General features: G+C 63.9%; 17 protein-coding genes. 5 read left to right on the top strand and 12 right to left on the bottom strand.

Translation table 11 applies throughout. The annotated features are described in order from the left end of the window. Positions 1 to 606 precede the first annotated feature (606 nt). Positions 607 to 1,989, bottom strand: coding sequence for an FAD-containing oxidoreductase (locus PQR08_RS33240; protein WP_250483648.1), 1,383 nt, complete (start codon positions 1,987 to 1,989; stop codon positions 607 to 609). A 210-nt stretch (positions 1,990 to 2,199) separates the two neighbouring features. Between PQR08_RS33240 and PQR08_RS33245 the strand changes: the two genes are divergently transcribed. Both PQR08_RS33245 and PQR08_RS33250 read left to right on the top strand, forming a co-directional pair. Beyond that, a complete protein-coding gene (locus PQR08_RS33245; protein WP_187604674.1) occupies positions 2,200 to 3,513 on the top strand; it encodes a cation:proton antiporter in 1,314 nt (437 codons plus the stop codon). 31 nt (positions 3,514 to 3,544) lie between these two features. After that, on the top strand, positions 3,545 to 4,126 hold the full coding sequence (locus tag PQR08_RS33250) for a P-loop nucleotide/nucleoside kinase family protein (protein ID WP_238218501.1): 582 nt from the start codon (positions 3,545 to 3,547) through the stop codon (positions 4,124 to 4,126). A 6-nt stretch (positions 4,127 to 4,132) separates the two neighbouring features. On the opposite strand, the gene PQR08_RS33255 is transcribed toward PQR08_RS33250, so the two are convergent. From PQR08_RS33255 to PQR08_RS33265, 3 genes are all read right to left on the bottom strand, one after another. Next, entirely contained in the window at positions 4,133 to 5,242 is a 1,110-nt protein-coding gene (locus PQR08_RS33255) for a saccharopine dehydrogenase family protein (protein WP_250483649.1), read from the bottom strand. A gap of 152 nt (positions 5,243 to 5,394) precedes the next feature. Further along, positions 5,395 to 5,850, bottom strand: a complete 456-nt coding sequence (locus tag PQR08_RS33260) for an Lrp/AsnC family transcriptional regulator (protein ID WP_187604671.1) — start codon at positions 5,848 to 5,850, stop codon at positions 5,395 to 5,397. Positions 5,851 to 5,970: 120 nt separating this feature from the next. Beyond that, positions 5,971 to 6,861 carry a LysR family transcriptional regulator gene (locus PQR08_RS33265; protein WP_035507845.1) on the bottom strand — a complete coding sequence of 297 codons (891 nt, stop codon included), beginning with the start codon at positions 6,859 to 6,861 and terminating at the stop codon, positions 5,971 to 5,973. Between the two features lie 163 nt (positions 6,862 to 7,024). On the opposite strand from PQR08_RS33265, the gene PQR08_RS33270 reads away from it, so the two are divergent. After that, positions 7,025 to 7,543, top strand: coding sequence for a Spy/CpxP family protein refolding chaperone (locus PQR08_RS33270; protein WP_238218498.1), 519 nt, complete (start codon positions 7,025 to 7,027; stop codon positions 7,541 to 7,543). A gap of 119 nt (positions 7,544 to 7,662) precedes the next feature. Continuing rightward, entirely contained in the window at positions 7,663 to 8,091 is a 429-nt protein-coding gene (locus PQR08_RS33275) for a PGDYG domain-containing protein (RefSeq protein ID WP_250483650.1), read from the top strand. Here the strand turns inward: PQR08_RS33275 and PQR08_RS33280 are convergent. The 8 genes from PQR08_RS33280 to PQR08_RS33315 form a co-directional block, all read right to left on the bottom strand. Continuing rightward, a complete protein-coding gene (locus tag PQR08_RS33280; RefSeq protein WP_035507842.1) occupies positions 8,088 to 8,453 on the bottom strand; it encodes a DUF3022 domain-containing protein in 366 nt (121 codons plus the stop codon). The genes PQR08_RS33275 and PQR08_RS33280 overlap by 4 nt on opposite strands. A 40-nt stretch (positions 8,454 to 8,493) precedes the next feature. Further along, on the bottom strand, positions 8,494 to 9,285 hold the full coding sequence (locus PQR08_RS33285; protein ID WP_250483651.1) for a YhfC family intramembrane metalloprotease: 792 nt from the start codon (positions 9,283 to 9,285) through the stop codon (positions 8,494 to 8,496). Beyond that, complete coding sequence (locus PQR08_RS33290) at positions 9,286 to 10,374, bottom strand: LacI family DNA-binding transcriptional regulator (protein WP_187605054.1); 1,089 nt, start codon at positions 10,372 to 10,374, stop codon at positions 9,286 to 9,288. A gap of 104 nt (positions 10,375 to 10,478) precedes the next feature. Continuing rightward, complete coding sequence (locus PQR08_RS33295) at positions 10,479 to 11,447, bottom strand: 2-hydroxyacid dehydrogenase (RefSeq protein ID WP_250483652.1); 969 nt, start codon at positions 11,445 to 11,447, stop codon at positions 10,479 to 10,481. Positions 11,448 to 12,149: 702 nt separating this feature from the next. After that, complete coding sequence (locus PQR08_RS33300) at positions 12,150 to 13,430, bottom strand: MFS transporter (RefSeq protein WP_187604664.1); 1,281 nt, start codon at positions 13,428 to 13,430, stop codon at positions 12,150 to 12,152. Between the two features lie 44 nt (positions 13,431 to 13,474). Beyond that, positions 13,475 to 14,476, bottom strand: a complete 1,002-nt coding sequence (locus tag PQR08_RS33305; protein WP_250483653.1) for a sugar kinase — start codon at positions 14,474 to 14,476, stop codon at positions 13,475 to 13,477. A gap of 43 nt (positions 14,477 to 14,519) precedes the next feature. After that, positions 14,520 to 15,335 carry a sugar phosphate isomerase/epimerase family protein gene (locus tag PQR08_RS33310; RefSeq protein ID WP_250483654.1) on the bottom strand — a complete coding sequence of 272 codons (816 nt, stop codon included), beginning with the start codon at positions 15,333 to 15,335 and terminating at the stop codon, positions 14,520 to 14,522. A 133-nt stretch (positions 15,336 to 15,468) separates the two neighbouring features. Next, positions 15,469 to 16,359 carry a LysR family transcriptional regulator gene (locus PQR08_RS33315; protein WP_035507833.1) on the bottom strand — a complete coding sequence of 297 codons (891 nt, stop codon included), beginning with the start codon at positions 16,357 to 16,359 and terminating at the stop codon, positions 15,469 to 15,471. 115 nt (positions 16,360 to 16,474) lie between these two features. On the opposite strand from PQR08_RS33315, the gene PQR08_RS33320 reads away from it, so the two are divergent. Then, positions 16,475 to 17,548, top strand: a complete 1,074-nt coding sequence (locus PQR08_RS33320; protein ID WP_035507832.1) for a YeiH family protein — start codon at positions 16,475 to 16,477, stop codon at positions 17,546 to 17,548. The last annotated feature ends 9 nt before the right edge of the window (positions 17,549 to 17,557 follow it).

A 17,557-nucleotide genomic window follows, 5' to 3' on the forward strand; every position in this document is an offset into this window, starting at 1 on the left:
CAGTTACTTTCTTTGCTGCTGCAAAGAAAGTAACAAAAGAAAGCAGCTTCTCACCGCCCGCAGTTACACGCACGTTGGCCATGCTTGCCAGCCGTCGATGGCACTCGCCTAAGTGTCGCCCTCGAAGGCCCAATCGGGCTTGGCTCGCGCACGGTCTTTCGCCTCGCACCGCTTCACTGACTGGTTCAGCACCAAACGGCTCCGTCCCGCTCCGCGGCCGATGGGTCAATCGGGTTTGCGGGCGCACGGGTACTGCTACGCTTCCATCTCACTGCATTCGTGATTCGTTGGTTTCCCTAGCATACCCAACGGCAGCGCGTAGCGCTGTGCCGAAGCTCTTTCGTGCTGAACCAGCGCGCTAAAACATTTGGGCCGGCAGACCGTGCGCGAGCCAAGCCCAATTGGGCCTGTGAGGGCGACACTTAGGCGAGGGCCACCGCGGGCTGGCAAGCATGGCCAACGTGCGTGTGACCTCGGGCCTGAACGAGCTGCTTTCTTTGGTTACTTTCTTTGCAGCAGCAAAGAAAGTGACTGCCGCCCCGCACAGGGGCAGTGCCAATAGACCGACACGAATACGGGACCCAGCGAAAGCAAAAACAAAAAAACTCACCCCAACGGCCTCAACCCCTCCAGCAAAGTAGGAATCAACTCACTCACCGTCGGATGAATATGCATAGCCCGCTGCAAAGTCATAAACGGCGCATCCGCATTCATGATATCGATGAACGTATGAATAACCTCATCCCCTTCGATGCCATAAATCGCCGCACCTAAGAACCTTTGCGTCCTGGCATCGACGAGCGCCTTCATAAAACCATCGGTTTCACCGCGCTCTCTCGCGCGCCCCACCCGCGACATCGGCATGGTCGCAATGAGCGCCTCGCGGCCGTCCTTGCGCACCTCTTCCTCGCTCATCCCAACACGCGCGAACGGCGGATCGACGAACACCGCGTAAGCCATGATGCGCGTATCGACGCTTCGCGACTCCCCATCGAGCAGATTCGAAGCGATGATCTCGTAGTCGTTCCAAGACGTATGCGTGAACGCGCCGCGCCCGTTGACATCGCCGAGCGCATACACGCCTTCCACCTGCGTGCGCAACTGCCCGTCCACGTCGATCATGCCGTGTCTGTTCACCGCGATACCCGCATGCTCCAGACCGAGATCGTCGGTGTTCGGCGTGCGTCCCGTCGCGAAGAGCAGATGCGACGCGTCGAGGGTTTCATCGCCGCAGACGATGCGCATGCCACCCGACGACGGCTCCACGCGCTCGATCTGCGTCCCGAACCGGAACACGACACCTTCGCGCACGAGCACGTCCTGCATCGCGCGCGCAACGTCTTCGTCTTCACGCGTCAGAATGCGCTCGCCGCGCACGAGCAAGGTTACGCGGCTGCCGAAGCGCCGGAACATCTGCCCGAATTCGAGCGCAATATAGCTCGCCCCGACGATCACGAGATGCTCGGGCACTTCGGTCAGTTCGAGAATCGTCGAGTTAGTCAGATACGGCACACGTTCGAGACCATCGACCTTCGGCACCACAGCGCGGGTGCCCGTGTTGATGAAAACGAGATCGGCGTCGATGTCTTGCGTCGAACCGTCGGCCGCCTCGATGGAAAGCGCGTGCGGCGCCGTGAAGCGTGCATGTCCTTTGAATACCGTGACGTTCTTCGTCCCGCGCAGCCACTTCTCGATGCCCGTGCGCGAGCCTTCGATCACCTCGTCCTTGCGCGCCTTCACGCGCGCCATGTCGATGGTGATATCGCCGCCGATCATCACGCCATACTGCGCCGCCGTTCGCGCGACATGCGCGGCGCGCGCGCTCGCCACGTACGTCTTGGTCGGCGTGCAGCCGACGTTCACGCAAGTGCCACCGAACAGATGCCGCTCGATCACGGCCGTGCGCTTGCCGCTTTGCGCGAGCCGCACGGCAAGCGGGGAGCCACCCTGCCCCGTGCCGATGACCACTGCATCGAAATGCTGTGCCATGCTGGGTTCTCCGTGCGAATGAAGCAGATGACGAATCGCGATGCCGCCATCGAAATGCATCTTACGCGCAAGTCGATGAACCGGCAGACACGCTGTACGAGGCGTGTCCCGCGCAAACGGGCATGGCGCGTGCTGTCGCTGTTACGAACGTGACGCGCGTCACGGCGCGCGGTCCGCTCAACCATCAGCACACGAAGTCCGAAGGCATTCATGATCGAGACGATCTGGTTTCTCGTCGTCGGCGGCGTGCTCATTTTCATGGGCCTTGCCAGCTCGACGTTCAAGCGCCTGCCGATCAGCACCGCGATGTTCTATCTCGCGATCGGTTTCGCGATGGGCCCCGGCGTAGCCAATCTGCTGACGCTCGACCTCGCGGCCGATGCAACCGTTCTCAGGCGCATCACCGAAGTCGCGATGCTCGTGTCGCTATTCGCGATCGGCCTGCGGCTGCGCGTGCCGCCCATCGACCGCCTCTGGATTCTGCCGATCCGGCTCGGCTTCGTCGCGATGGTGCTCACGGTCGCCGTCCTCACGCTCTTTGCCGCGTACGCGCTCGGCCTCAACTGGGGACCGGCGCTGTTGCTTGCCGCGATGCTAGCGCCGACCGACCCCGTGCTCGCCCACGACGTGCAAGTGGAAGCACCCGGCGACATCGACTTGCTGCGCTTCTCGCTGACGGGCGAAGGCGGGCTCAACGACGGCATTGCGCTGCCCTTCGCGCTGCTCGGCATCGCGGTGTGCAATGTCGATGCGACCCCGAACGAGGCGTCGCTCGGGAGCTTCGCGTTGCAGGCGATGTGGGGCATCGCAGGCGCGCTCGTGAGCGGCTGGCTGCTCGGCGCCTTGTCGGTGCGGCTCGTCGCCTATCTGCGCACGCGCCACGGCGAAGCGCTCGGACCGGAAGGTTTCTACGCGCTCGGGCTGATCGCGCTGTCGTATGGCGTCGCCGAGCTGCTGCATACTTATGCGTTTCTCGCGGTCTTTGCGGCTGGTCTCTCGATGCGCCGTGTCGAGCAGAAAGAAAGCGGCGGCAAGTCCGCGCGCCAGGCGGTCGGCAACATCGATGCAGAGGATGTCGGCGCGGCCGCTGCCGATCCGGCGCGCGCGCACGCGTTCATGGCCGAGCGCGTGCACGGCTTCACGATCGAGCTGGAACGCATCGCCGAAGTGGCGGTCATGCTGATGGTCGGCGCCGTGCTCGCGACGATGTGGCGCGACCTGCTCACCTGGAAAGCGGCTGCGCTCATCGTCGCGCTATTCTTCGTGTTGCGGCCCGCGGCGGTCGAGGCATCGCTCATCGGCTCGCATGCGACAGGCGCGCAACGGCGGCTCATGAGCTGGTTCGGCATACGTGGCGTCGGCTCGTTTTATTATTTGCTTTATGCGCTCGAGCATGCGCCGCGTGATGTGGCCGCGCCGCTCGTGCCGCTCGTCATCGCGACCATCGTCGCTTCGGTCATCGTGCATGGCATCACCGCCACGCCGCTCATGAACCGCTATCAGCGCGCGCGCCCGGATGAATGAGTTTGCAACTTCTCTCGAGGACCGATCAGGCGTGAAGCATCTGATTTTTTTCTGCGGCCATGCCGGCACCGGCAAGACGACGCTCGCCAGGCAGCTTTTCGCGCCGCTCATGCAGGCGACCGGCGAGCCCTTCTGCCTGCTCGACAAGGACACGCTCTACGGCGCCTACAGCGCGGCGGCGATCGGTGCGCTGACCGGCGATCCGCACGATCGGGACAGCCCGCTTTTCATCGAGCATTTTCGCGATCCCGAGTATCGCTGTCTCATCGATACCGCCGCTGAAAATCTCGCGCTCGGCGTGAGTGTCGTGATCGTCGCGCCGCTCACGCGCGAGGTGCGCAGCGCACGCCTCTTCGATCGCGCATGGCTCGGCATCGATGACGATGTCGTCATTCGCGTCGTCTGGGTGCATGTGGATGAGAGCGTGGCGCGCGAGCGCATCGTCGCGCGAGGCGATCCGAACGATGCGTACAAGCTCGCGCATTGGGAAGAATATCGTCAGCGGCTCTTCGTGCCGGACGCGGCGCTCGCACAGACGCTCGTCATGTTCGACAACACCGCTCCGTCCGATCAGGCGCGCGACGCATTGCTCGCACGCCTGATCGCAACGTAACCAAGCTCAGGCAGCGGCCAGTTGCCGCGCCGTCACCACCGCGTTCGCGCCTTCGTACAGCTTGCCGAAGCGATTGTTGAGGAACGCGTCGAGCGGCACCTGCTCCTGACGCACGAAGCCGCTTTGCGGCAGCACGCCTTCGCGGAAGAGATCGAGTTCCGCGCAGATCGCGCCGGCGGTCGTGATCTGGATCGCGCTCATCGGCAAGCCGCACACGTCCTTCGCGAAGATCTTGCGCGTGAAGACGTCCTGCACGAGTTGCCCGCGACGCATGCCCGTCACCGTGACGAAAATCAGCACGACATCCTGCGCCGTCGATGGCACCGCGCGCTTCAACATCGTCTTGAGACCGTCGCGGTCGGATGACATGCGCAGATCGTCGAGCAGAAACTTCATCAGGTCGCGATGCCCCGGATAGCGCACCGACTTGTAGTCGAGCGACTCGACCTTGCCCGCGAGCGTTTCGCACAGCGTGCCGAGTCCGCCCGACGTATTGAACGCCTCGTACTCGATGCCATCGAGCGAAAAATGTTCGACGCCTTCGAGCGGCTGCACCCATTGCGTGCGCCCTTCGCGAATCGCCTCGCATGGCTGGCAATATTCATTAATAAGGCCGTCGATGCTCCAGGTGAGGTTGTACTTCAGCGCGTTCGTCGGAAACTCGGGCAGCGCGCCGACGCGCATTTTCACCTCGCGCACGTCGTCGAGACGCTTCGCCAGATCGTGCGCGACGATGCCGATGAATCCCGGTGCGAGCCCGCATTGCGGCATGAACGCGACCTCAGAATCGTCGGCGATCGCGCGGATCGCGTGGGTCGCGCGCACATCCTCGGTCAGGTCGAAGTAATGCACGCCCGCCGCTTTCGCCGCCGACGCGACATTGATCGCGAGGTAATACGGCAGCGCATTGACGAGCGCATCGAAGCCGATCAATGCCTGGCGCAGCGCGGGCGTGTCGGCGGAATCGACGCGGCGCGTCGGGATGCCTTGCGCATCGAGAAGCGCGAGCGCGTGCTCGTCGCGATCGAACGCGACGACGTCGAAATCCCCCGTTTCACGCAGCAAATGGGCAATGCTTTGTCCGATCAATCCGGCGCCGACGAGGGCCACTTTCATATTCATCTCCTTTATGTGTGCGGATGGCGGGCGATCCAATGCCCTTCTTCACACAGTTTAGGAGCGCGCGAATACTGATCCTAGACACAAAATGATGCGCTTCGACGATGCTTTTCGTCGTTTCGACGATCGAACGCTGCGATATGTAGCGCTCAGCCGACGCGATCGATCTTCCGCGCGAGGATGATGGAGGTCGTGGTCCGCTCGACGCCTTCCAGCGCGCCGATCTCGTCGAGCAGGTCGTTGAGCCTGTCGGGCGAATCGGCGCGCAGCCACGCGACGTAATCGAACTCGCCGCTCACCGCGCAGAGCAACTGAATCTCCGGCATACGCGCAAAGCGCTTCTGCAGATCGCGGCCGTACTTCGGCGTGAGCTTGATGCCGACATACGCCTGGATGCTCGCATCGAGCACGTCCTGCCCGAGCCGCACGCCGTAGCCCGCGATCACGTTGTTCTTTTCGAGCCGCGCAATGCGTGCGATGACCGTCGTTCGCGCGACGCCCAGTTGCCGCGCCAGATTCGCGACGCTCTCGCGCGCGTTCATCTGCAGAAGCGCGACGAGATTGCGATCGATGTCGTCGAGCTGGTCGAGGCGCGGCGGTCTCATGTGTGCGTCTCCGTTGGCATCTTGTGTTTTGCGTTATGCGTTTTGAATGCCATCTGGCATTCGGCGTTTTGTGTTTTGCATTATCGCCGAGACGTCGTGAAGCGAATCCCGATCACGCGATCACACGCCGAGCTTCGTCACCATGAAATCGACGAAGCTCGCGAGCTTGGGCGTCGCGCGCGTATCGCGTGGATAGACGAGATGCGCGGGCGACGGTTTCGGCAGGCAATCCTGCAGCACCGCGACGAGCGCGCCGCTTTTCAGCTCGTCTTCGACGAGCGCATGCGGCTGAAGCACGAGACCGAATCCCGCGAGCGCCGCCTTTTTGAGCGCTTGCCCGTTGTTCGCGCGAAAGCGTGCGGACTGCGTGCGATGCGCGTGCATGGCGTCATCCTCGCCTTCGAGCCGCCAGCCCGCCTCGCGGCCCAGATGCACGAAACCCAGGCACTCGTGACCCGCGAGATCGGCTGGCGTCGCAGGCGTGCCCGCGCGTGCGAGATAGGCAGGCGACGCGCACACGGTCATCGCATACGGCTTGAGCGGACGCGCGACGAAGCTGGAATCGGCGAGCGTACCGATGCGCACGGCCGCGTCGAAACCCTCCTCCACGATGTCGACCATGCGGTTGGTCAGATCGAGCTCGACGCTGATCTGCGCGAACGCCGCCAGAAACTCGGTCACCGCGGGCGTGACGAACTGCACGCCGTAAGTGAGCGGCACGGTCACGCGCAATACGCCACGCGGCGTCGCGCTCATCGATTCGGCGAGCGAATCGGCCGCATCGACTTCCGTCAGAATGCGACGACAGCGCTCGTAGTATTCGCGGCCGATCTCGGTGAGGCTCTGACGCCGCGTCGTGCGCACGAGAAGCCGCGCATCGAGCCGCGCTTCGAGCGCCTGCAGATGCTTGCCCGCCATCGGCGCGGATATCGAAAAGCGCTCAGCCGCGGCGCTCAGGCTTCCGGCCTCGACGATGGCGACGAAGACCCGCATGCTCAACAAGGTATCCACTGCGTTTTTTCCAGAGACGTTTCGAATGTAAGCAGTTGTGGCAATGCAGGCGAATTCGCATGCAATCGTGATACTAATATCCGCCGATGGCGTGCTCATCGCGCTGCCTTTCAGCGCAGCTTACGACGCACGCCGCTCTCCATATCGATCGAAGGTAACCCGAATGAAAAGAACACTCGTTGCATTGGCCGCTTTCTGCGCTTTGAGCCCGGTTTTCGCGCAGACGTCCGCGCCCGCCGCGGCATCGGCGCCCGCCGCGCAGGCCGCGGCATCCGCTCCGGCCGCCAGCAAGCGCGAGGCGCGCGTCGAGGAGCGTATCGCGGATCTGCATTCGAGCCTCAAGATCACGCCACAGCAGGAAGATCAGTGGTCGAAATTCGCCGACGTGATGCGCGACAACGGCCGCACGATGGCCGATCTGTATCGCCAGCGCATCGCGCAGCGCGACACCATGTCCGCGCTCGACGACATGAAGCAATACGAGCAGATCACGCAAGCGAACGCGGACGGCACGAAGCGCCTCGTCGAGGCTTTCGAGCCGCTTTACGCGAGCCTTTCGCCCGAGCAGAAGAAGCTCGCCGATACGAGCTTCCGCGACGAGCACGGCAAGGCGAAGCACACCCACGCGCATCGTCGTCCGCATGCGGCGGGTGCGGACGCGGCATCGACGACCAAGCCCTGAACGGCCGTCGAACCGGAAAGCCCGCATCGCGCGATGCGGGCTTTTTTTCGTCCGACGGGTGCACAATGGCGCGAATGCCGTTACGATCCCGCTCCGCCAACGTCACTCCGGATCGCATCATGCTCAATCTCTCCAAGCTCGATCTCGCCGCCGATCCCGCCGCACGCCGCGTCGTGAAAGACGAAGCCGTCGCCGTTGAATTCGCAGCCGCATCGGGCGAACTCATGAGCCTCGAAGGCCCGAACCGCTATGCGAGCGGCGACGCGATCGTCACGGGCAGCAGCGGCGAGCGCTGGGTCGTGTCGCGCGAACGCTTCGATGCCAAGTACGTGCCCGAAGGCGGCATCGCGCATGGCGAGGCGGGCGTCTATCGCAACCGTCCGAGCGTCGTGCTCGCGAAGGAGATGCGCGAGCCCTTCTCGATCGCACGATCCGCGGCCGGCGACATCCTCACCGGCGACGCCGGCGACTGGGTCATGCAATACGCACCGGGCGACTATGGCGTCGTGAAGGCGGCGCGCTTCGCGAAGGTCTATCGCGAAGCTTAAGCGAAGTCCTCGCCCATCTCGATGTCCACTTCGCGCGGCACGGTCTGGCCGTCCGCGTACATCTCTTCGAGCGATCCGAGCGTCGCTTCGACATACGCGCGCAACACCGCGTAACTGCGCGCGTGCATGCGCGGCGGCATCGCACGATAACGCGCGAGCGCGGCCGGATCGAAGCGCACGTCGATGGTGATGCGCCGCGCGCTCGACCCGAAGCGCATCGCTACGTAGTGAATCACGAGCGAGGTCCGGCCCTCATCGTCCTTACGTTCGGCGAACTGCGTCTGCTCGGGAAAGAGGTCGCAGATCACGTGCGCGAGCATGTCGATGTCCGCGCTCGGACAGTCGTATTGGTAGTCGTCCATTCGATATCGAAATCCGATTGAAGCGCTCGCCCGGCCGCGTTCAGGCGATCCGGGCGGCAGCGCGCCGATAGTAGCGCACGAGCGCCACCGCGACGATCACGCCGAGCGCGAGATACACGGCGTCGGCGGCGATGAGCGGCACGAGCCGCGCCTGAAACAGCGCGGCGGGCAAGCCGACGAGCGCATGCGCGGCGATGAGACATACGAGCGCATGACGCGAGCGCTCGCGCAGCATCTGCCACATCAGCGCGGAAAAACCGAGTTGCAGCACGAAGGCGCTCGCGCGTTCTACGATGAAGATGCCCGCCGACAACGGCGACAGGCTCATCAACACCAGATGAATGCGTGCGAGCGCTTCGAGCGGCGCGCTCTCGAAGTGCGAGTCGAGCGTGCCCCGGTTCGCGAGCACCGCGTAGACGATCCATTGCACCTGCACGAGCACGCCGACGATCCACGCTTCCGCCCCGCCGTGCCCGATGCCGTAGCCGAGCGCCGGCCCGTGACGATCGAGCGCGCCCGGCTCGCGCGAAATGAGCCATTTCATCGCGAGAAAGCGTCCGACTTCCTCGCACAGACCCGCCGCGATCGCGCCGTAGATGACGAATATCGCGGGATTCACGAGCCACGCCGACGTGACCGGATTGCTCAGCATGAAGCCGTGCAGCGCGCGTTCGATGACCATCGCGAAGAGCGCGAACACGGCGATGCCGAGAATCGCCTCGCGCGGCACGAGGCCGAAACGCGGCCGCAGCTTCGTGTACAGCACGATGGGCATCGCCGCGATGATGAGCGTCGCGAGCGCTAGGCTCAGCAACGTCGAAACACTGACCATTCAGATTCCCTGTGATGCTTGTTGCACTTGTTGCGTTTCCCGTGTCGTCGATGCGCGCACGACGAGCTCGCCCGGCAGCAGACATTCGCGCGCGGGCATCGCGGCGCCGCCGAGCCGCTCGTGCAGAAATTCGACCGCACGCCGGCCGATATCGTACGTCGGCTGGCGCACTGTCGTCATGCCCGCGAGTTGCGCCCATTCGGAATCGTCGATCGACATCAGCGCGACGCTTGCCTGCCAGTCGGCGCCATGACGCTCCTTCAGATGCACCGCGACGCGCAGCGCAACCGGCCCGTTCGCGGCAAAAAGCGCGACGCGCCTGCCCGCCGCTTTCGCCGCCGCGACGCGCGTGTCGAGTTCCGTGAGTGCGGGCGATGCATCGGCGAGATCGATCACGAGCGTCGAACCGCTTGCATCGAGCGCGGCGACGGTCTCGCGAAACGCGGCTTCGCGCAGACGCCGCGAGCTCACGTGCGTGACGGGCTGCACGATGAACAGCAGCTCGTCGAAACCTTCATCGACGAGATGACGCGTGGCGAGCTGCACGGCGGCGGGATTGTCGAGCCCGACCATGTCGGTGATGAAACCATCGACCGAACGATCGACGAGCACGACCGGAATGCCGCCTTGCGCGAAGCCTTGCAGCAGTTCTTCCTTCACGCCGAGCGCATTGACGATCACGCCTTCCACGCGATACGTCGTCAGCAGTTGCAGATAGCGGCGCTCCATGTCGATCTCGTTGGCCGCGTGACAGATGAGCGGCATGTAGCCGAGCGCGTGACACGCGGCCTCGACGCCTTGCAGCACTTCGACGGAATACGGATTGGTCAGGTCGGCGAGCAACATGCCGATCAGACGATTGCGGCCGCGCTTCAGGCCGCGCGCCATCTGATTCGGCCGATAGTCGAGCTTCGCGATGGCGGCCTCGATGCGCTCGCGCAGATCGGGCGACAGCACGCCCATCTCGCCGTTCAGATAGCGCGAAATGCTGGTTTTGCCGGTGCCGGCTTCGCGGGCGACATCGGTGATCGTCGCGCGGCGCGCGCCGTAGGCGGCCGGGCGGTTGGTCAATGTGGGATCGTCGGACATAGTGGTCGTGGGCACGCGCTTCGCCTTGAAGCGGGACGCGATGCCGTCATTATCGTTCTCCTCGCATCGCGCATGTTAGCGCATGCCCGCCCGACGCCGCGCTTTCAGCGCCCGAGCGCGTCGCGATTGACGATGTTCTGCGTGAGCGTGCCCTCGAGTGCGCCGATGAGATTTTCGGCGGCATTGCGCGCCATCGCGTGACGCGTTTCGTGCGTGGCCGAGCCGATATGCGGCAGCGCGACGACGTTCTTCATCGCGATGAGCGGCGAATCGGCGGGCAGCGGTTCCTGCTCGAACACGTCGAGGCCCGCGCCGCGAATCGTGCCGTTCTTTAGCGCTTCGATGAGCGCGCTTTCGTCGACGGTCGGCCCGCGCGATGCGTTGATCAGGATCGCGCTTGGCTTCATCTTCTTCAACTCGTTTGCGCCGATCAGACCGCGTGTTTGCTGCGTGAGCGGCACTTGCAGGCATACGAAGTCGGATTGCGCGAGCAGCTCGTCAAGCCCGACGCGCTTTGCGCCGAATTCTTTTTCCGCCTGCTCGTTTGCGCTGCGGTTCGTGTAGAGCACGTTCATGCGAAAGCCGAGCGCGGCGCGCCGCGCGACCGCTCCGCCAATGCGTCCGAGACCTACGATGCCGAGTGTCTTGCCCTGCACGTCGACGCCGAAGCACGCCTCGCCGATGCTCGATTTCCAGTGCCCTTCCTTCACCCATTCTGCAAGCTCGACGACGCGGCGCGCGCTCGCGAGGATCAGTGCGAAGACGGTGTCGGCGGTGGATTCGGTGAGCACGTCGGGCGTGTGCGTCAGCACGATGCCGCGGCGCGTGAGGTCGTCGACGTCGAATTGATCGTAGCCTACGGAGATGGTCGATAAGGCTTTCAGCTTTGTGGCGCCTTCGATCATGTCGGGGGTGATTTTCACGCTTGCGCCGATGGCACCGTCGGCGGTTTTTAATGCGGCGACGAAGGCCGCATGGTCGTTTGGATCGACGTTCACCACGTCGGCGTTTTTGCGAAGGTAGGCTTCGATTTCGCTCGGCAAGGCTTTGTAGACTACGATCGTTTTTTTCATGGGTTTTCTTTAGGTTGGGCTTTTGGGGAATCCTGAATTCGTCGGTTTGAGTATTTGTGAAATCCTGAATTCGTGTCGGTCTATTGGCTCTGCCCCTGTGCGGGGCGGCAGTCACTTTCTTTGCTGCTGCAAAGAAAGTAACCAAAGAAACAGCTATCCCCAGCCTAAGCACTTCACACCGGCCGCGGCACAGGCGATTGGCTGAATGGCCCGGCTGTAGCGAGTGCCCTCACAAGCAGATAAGGGCTTGGATCGCGCACGGTCTGACGAGTCATAACCCTGAGCGCGCTGGTTCAGCACCAAATGGCTCCGGCCTGCTTCGCGGCCGATGGGTCAATCGGGTTTGCGGGCGCACGCGTACTGCGACGCTTCCGTCTCACTGCATCGTGATTCGATGGTTTCCCTAGCATACCCAACGGCAGCGCGCAGCGCTGTGCCGAAGCTCTTTCGTGCTGAACCCGCGCGCTAAAACGTCTAGCTTGTCAGACCGTGCGCGAGCCAAGCCCGATTGGGCCTGTGAGGGCGACACTTAGGCGAGTGTCACCGCGGGCTGGCAAGCATGGCCAAACTGCGTGTGACCGCGGGCCTGAACGAGCTGCTTTCTTTGGTTACTTTCTTTGCAGCAGCAAAGAAAGTGACTGCCGCCCCGCACAGGGGCAGTGCTAATAGACCGACGTGATAACGGGATCCACCAAAAAAACCTCAAGACCGCACAACAACCCCCGCCCGCACCGCAGCCTGCGGTTTAACAGCAAGCGTAAGCCAAACAGAAACCAGCAAAGCAGCACTCATGAACACGTAAGAGGCCGCCGGCGACCCCGTCGCCCCATTCAGATACCCAACAAAATACGATCCAACGAACGACCCCAACGCCCCCATGCTGTTGATGAGCGCCATCGCCCCGCCGGCGACATTCTTCGGCAGCAGCTCCGGCACGATCGCAAAGAACGGCCCATACGGCGCATACATCGCAGCGCCTGCGATCACGAGCAACGCATACGAAGCCCAGAAATTTGTCGAACCGAGCAAGTACGATCCCGCGAACGCAATCGCGCCGATCAGCAGGAACGGCCACACAAACGCCTTGCGCGCCTGAAGCTTGTCGGAAGCCCACGAAGCCAGCAGCATCGCGATAGTCGCCGCAAGATACGGCACCGCGGAAAGCCAGCCCGTCTCGACCATGCCGAGCGTCGAACCGCTCTTCAGGATCGAAGGCAGCCACAGCACGAAGCCATACACGCCGATGCTCCAGCAAAAATACTGCGCGCACAGCTTGATCACCGCCGGCGACTTGAACGCCTCGCGATAGTTCTTCACCGGCTTGATCGCAGCCTGTTCTGCGCGCATCGTCGCATCGAGATCCTTCTTTTCCTGCTCCGAAAGCCAGTTCACCTGCGCGGGCTTGTCCTTCACGATGAACCACCAGATCACCGCCCACACGATGGCAGGCACACCTTCGGCGATGAACATGTGGCGCCATCCGAACGAATTCACGAGATAGCCCGATACGACCGACATCCACAGCACCGTCACCGGATTGCCGAGAATGAGGAACGTGTTTGCGCGCGAGCGCTCGGACTTCGTGAACCAGTTCGCGATGAAGACGAGCATCGCCGGCATCACCGCGGCCTCGACGACGCCGAGCGCAAAGCGGATCGCCATCAGCGATGGAATGTTGCTCACCATGCCCGTGAGCGTCGCGCATCCGCCCCACAATACGAGGCTCCAGAACACGAGCTTCTTCACGCTGCGACGCTCGGCATAGATCGCGCCGGGAATCTGGAAGAAAAAGTAGCCGAGGAAGAACAGCGCGCCAATCAGCGACGACAATCCCTTGCTGATGCCGAGATCCTGGTTGATGCCCGCAGCCGCGGCGAAGCCGTAGTTGGCGCGGTCGAGATACGCGAGGCTGTACGTGATGAAGACGATCGGCATGATCGCCCACCAGCGGCGCACGGCAAGCTTGGGAGTCGTGGATTGCATGGTTGTCTCCGAACGCAATTCGGTTGAGTCTCTCGGTTGCTGGCTTAAGCCAGATCGAACGCGGCTTTGGCCGTCTTGTCGTTGGAATCTTTTGCTTCGAGCATGTCGAGCGCGGCGCGCGTCGGCAAGCCTTCGCTGTCGCCGATCACCTGAATCGCCAGCGCGCCGATACGGTTGCCGCGCGCAATCGCGTGACGGATGTCGCGTCCTTCCAGTAGCGCGCTCACGACGCCGACCGCGAAGCCATCGCCCGCGCCGACCGTATCGACCACGTTGTCGACCGGCACGCCCGCCACGACGCCCGCTTCGCCATCCGCCGTGCGGAAGTACGCGCCGTGCGCGCCGAGCTTGACGACGACGCCCTTCGCGCCACGATCGAGGTAGAACGCGGCGATGTCTTCGGGCTTCGCATGACCGGTCAGCGTCAGCCCTTCGGACACGCCCGGCAATACCCAGTCGGCCAGCGCGGCGAGCGCGTTGAGCGACTCGGCCATCGCCTCGCGCGACGGCCAAAGCGTCGGGCGCAGGTTCGGATCGAACGAAATCGTCTTGCCTGCAGCACGCATTTCGCGGGCCATGTGGAAGGCGAGTTCACGCGAGCTGGCCGATATCGCGGGCGCCACGCCGGTCAGATGCAGATGACGCGCGCCGAGCACGTAGTCGGCGACGTAATCGTCGAGCGACAGATGGCTCGCAGCCGAGCCCTTGCGGAAGTATTCGACCTCCGGATCGCTGCCGTCGTCGCACTTGCCTTTGAGCTGGAAGCCGGTCGGAAAGCGCTCGTCGATCGTCACACGGCTGGCGTCGATGCCCTCGGAGGCCAGCACGTCGAGCACGTAGCGCCCGAATGAATCGTTGCCGACGCGGCTCATCCAGCCCACCTTGAACCCGAGGCGCGACAGGCCGATCGCGACGTTCAGGTCCGCGCCCGCGATGCGCTTCGTGAATTGACCGGCCTGCGCGAGATCGCCGGTGACAGCCGCGACGAACATCGTCATCGCTTCGCCGTAGGTGACGACGTCGAGAGCTTCAGGCTTGGCTTGCATGTCGGGTCCTTTGCAGATGAATGCTGAATGCAAAATGTGTAATTCAGAATGCCGCGATTCGCGCAACCTGGCGTGCGGCGTCGGCGTCGAGCGAAACGTCCGCGCCCGGGATGAACGGATATTCGATGCCGCGCGGCACATCGCCCGGCAGGTGCGCGAGCAGCGTCGCGAAGCGTGCGTCGCCGTTCGCGGGCGCGGCGGCGAAACGGCGCGCGCCCTCGCCCATCACCGCCTTGCAGTGCACATAGGCGACGTGTGGAGCAAGGCGCCTCGCGGCGTCGAGCGGATCCTGCTCCGCCCAGTGCCAGTTGCCGGTGTCGAAGGTCATCGCGAGGCCGCTTTGATCCGGCAGTGCGGCGAACAGCGCGTCGAATGCGCCGATCGTTCCGCCCGCCTTCAGTTGCCCGTTCTCGACGACGACGCGCGCTTTCGACGCCGCGATTCCTGTCATCAGACGGTCAAGCGTGGCCGGATCGGTTGCGACGCCGCGCTCTGTGCCGCCCAGTTGCAGCTTGACGATGTGCGCGTTCAACGCTGCCGCTTCGTCGATGGCGAGTTCGAGCGCCGCGCGATCGAGCGAGCCGTCGTCATGAAAAAGCGTCGCGGGCGTCGAATACACGGCCCACAAACCCAGCGCGCTGATCCGGTCGCCGAGCTGTGCGAGCGATCCCGCCTGCGCGTCGGCTTCGTTTGCGAGCAGTTCGCGGCGCACTTCGAAGCCGTCCGCACCCGCGCGCGCCGCGGCGGCGGCCCAGAAGGCGTGACCGTCGCGCCGAATCGAATCCGCGCCGAACGCGCTCGCGACGATCACGACTTCGGTGCCTTCTCTATCGATCCGGGAAATCTCGTTCACTTGCATCTCGCTGTCGGTTTCAGTGCCAAAACCAGTTTGGAACCGGTTCCATAAACGATCTTCAAAAAGGACGCCGCAGCGCCCCTGTTGAGAACGAATGGTGCGTCAGACCGCCATCGACGCGCCATAGTGGAATTCCCTAGCCGAGCAGACCCGGCTCGTCGCACAACTCCAGAAAGCGCGCCGCGACGCGCGACGGCGTCGCGGCATGCGGCAGCAGGATGGAAAAGCGCCGCGTAAGCGGCTGGGGCGCGATGCGCACACGCTGCAGCGCGCTGTCCTCGTGACGAATCGACATCGCCGAGACGAAGCCGATGCCCATGCCCGCGCGCACCGCCTCCTTCACGCCCTCGACGCCCGCGATTTCCAGCGCGACGCGCATCGGCGCGTCGCAGTCCGCGAATGCGCGCTCGATCACCTGCCGCACGCCGGAGCCCGGCTCGCGCAGCACGAGCGGATGCTCGCCCAGTTCGTCGAGCGTGACGGATTCGCGCCCGTCGGCGAGCGGATGGCCGTTCGGCAGAATCGCGACGATTTCGTCCTCGCGCCACGACGTAACGGTCGTGCCGAGCGGCAGATCGTGGCCGGGCGAGCCTTCGACCAGCGCGATATCGAGCGAGCCGAGGGCGGCGACGATATCGGCGGTATTGCCGTCGATGGTCGTTACGACGACGTCCGGATAGCGCTTGTGAAACGCCGCGATCAGATACGGCAGCAGATAGCTCGCGGGCGTCGTGCTCGCGCCGATGCGCAGCGTGCCGCGCTCGAGCCCGCGCAACGCGTCCCGCAGCGCATGCGCCGCGCGGAAAGTCTCGCGCAGGCGCTCCGCGTGGCCGAGCAACTGTTCACCGGCGGCGGTCAGACGCACGCCGCGGCCGTCGCGCTGATACAGCGGCTCGCCGAATTCCTCCTGCAGAAGCCGCAACTGGCCGGACACCGCGGGCTGCGACAGATGCAGCGCCACCGCCGCGCGGCTGATATTGCCGTGCTCCGCGACAGTCGCAAAAGTTATCAGTTGTTCCGGGGTCATCTTCCGTAAATATCAGCTCGTCCGATACTTCTCATTCTAAATCACGATTTTTCATATTGATATATCGGGAATAGGATTAGCCCATCGAGTCATCCAATCCAAAACAGGTTCATCCATGTCCACGGTTCAGTCCGCACATACTCTCGCGCCAGCCGCGTCGTCCACACGGGGGCAGCTCAACGGCATCCTGTTCGTCGCGTTGTTCGCGGCCGCCGTCACGCGGCTCGCAAGCATCCCCGCCGTCGCCGGTCTCGGGATCAGCCCGCTGATCGTCGGCATCGTCGCGGGTGGCATCTACGGTAACGCGTTGCGGCACGGCATGCCCGATAGCTGGGCGGCAGGCGTCAACTTCTCCGCGCGCAAGCTGCTGCGCATCGCGGTCGCGTTTTTCGGGCTGCGCGTGAGTCTTCAGGAAATCGCGCAAGTCGGCGTATCGGGCTTCACGGTGTCGGTGCTGGTCGTCGTCAGCACGCTCGTGATCGGCACGTGGGCCGGCATGAAGCTGATGAAGCTCGATCGCGACACCGCGCTCCTCACGGCAGCCGGCAGCGCGATCTGCGGCGCGGCGGCGGTGCTCGCGTTCGAATCGACCCTGCAATCGAAGCCGCACAAGAGCGCGATGGCCGTCGGCAGCGTCGTCTTGTTCGGCACGCTCTCGATGTTCCTCTACCCGCTCGCGCTCAACGCCGGCTGGCTGCATCTCGATACGCTCGGCGCGGGCCTGTTCTTCGGCGGCACGATCCACGAAGTGGCGCAGGTCGTCGGCGCGGCGAGCAACGTGAGCCCGGAAGCGACGCACATCGCGACCATCGTCAAGATGACGCGCGTGATGCTGCTGGTGCCCGTGCTGCTCGTGATCGGCTTCTGGATCAGCCGTTCGCGTGCCGCGTCGGCGGACGGTTCGGCGCAAGGCAAGGGCAAGATCGCGGTGCCCTGGTTCGCACTCGGCTTTCTCGCGCTCGTCGTCGTGAACTCGCTGCACGTGCTGCCCGATGTCGCGACGAGCACGATCAACACGCTCGACACCTTCGCCCTCACGATGGCCATGACCGCGCTCGGCATGGAGACGCGCATCGCGCAGATCCGCCAGGCCGGCCCGCGTGCCCTCGCCACCGGCGCGATCCTGTATGCATGGCTCGTCGGCGGCGGTCTGGCCATCACCCTTGGCGTCGAAAAGCTGTTCGGCTGATCGAAGCAC

Origin of the sequence: Caballeronia jiangsuensis, from assembly GCF_046030135.1 — a bacterium.
GTDB lineage: Bacteria > Pseudomonadota > Gammaproteobacteria > Burkholderiales > Burkholderiaceae > Caballeronia > Caballeronia jiangsuensis.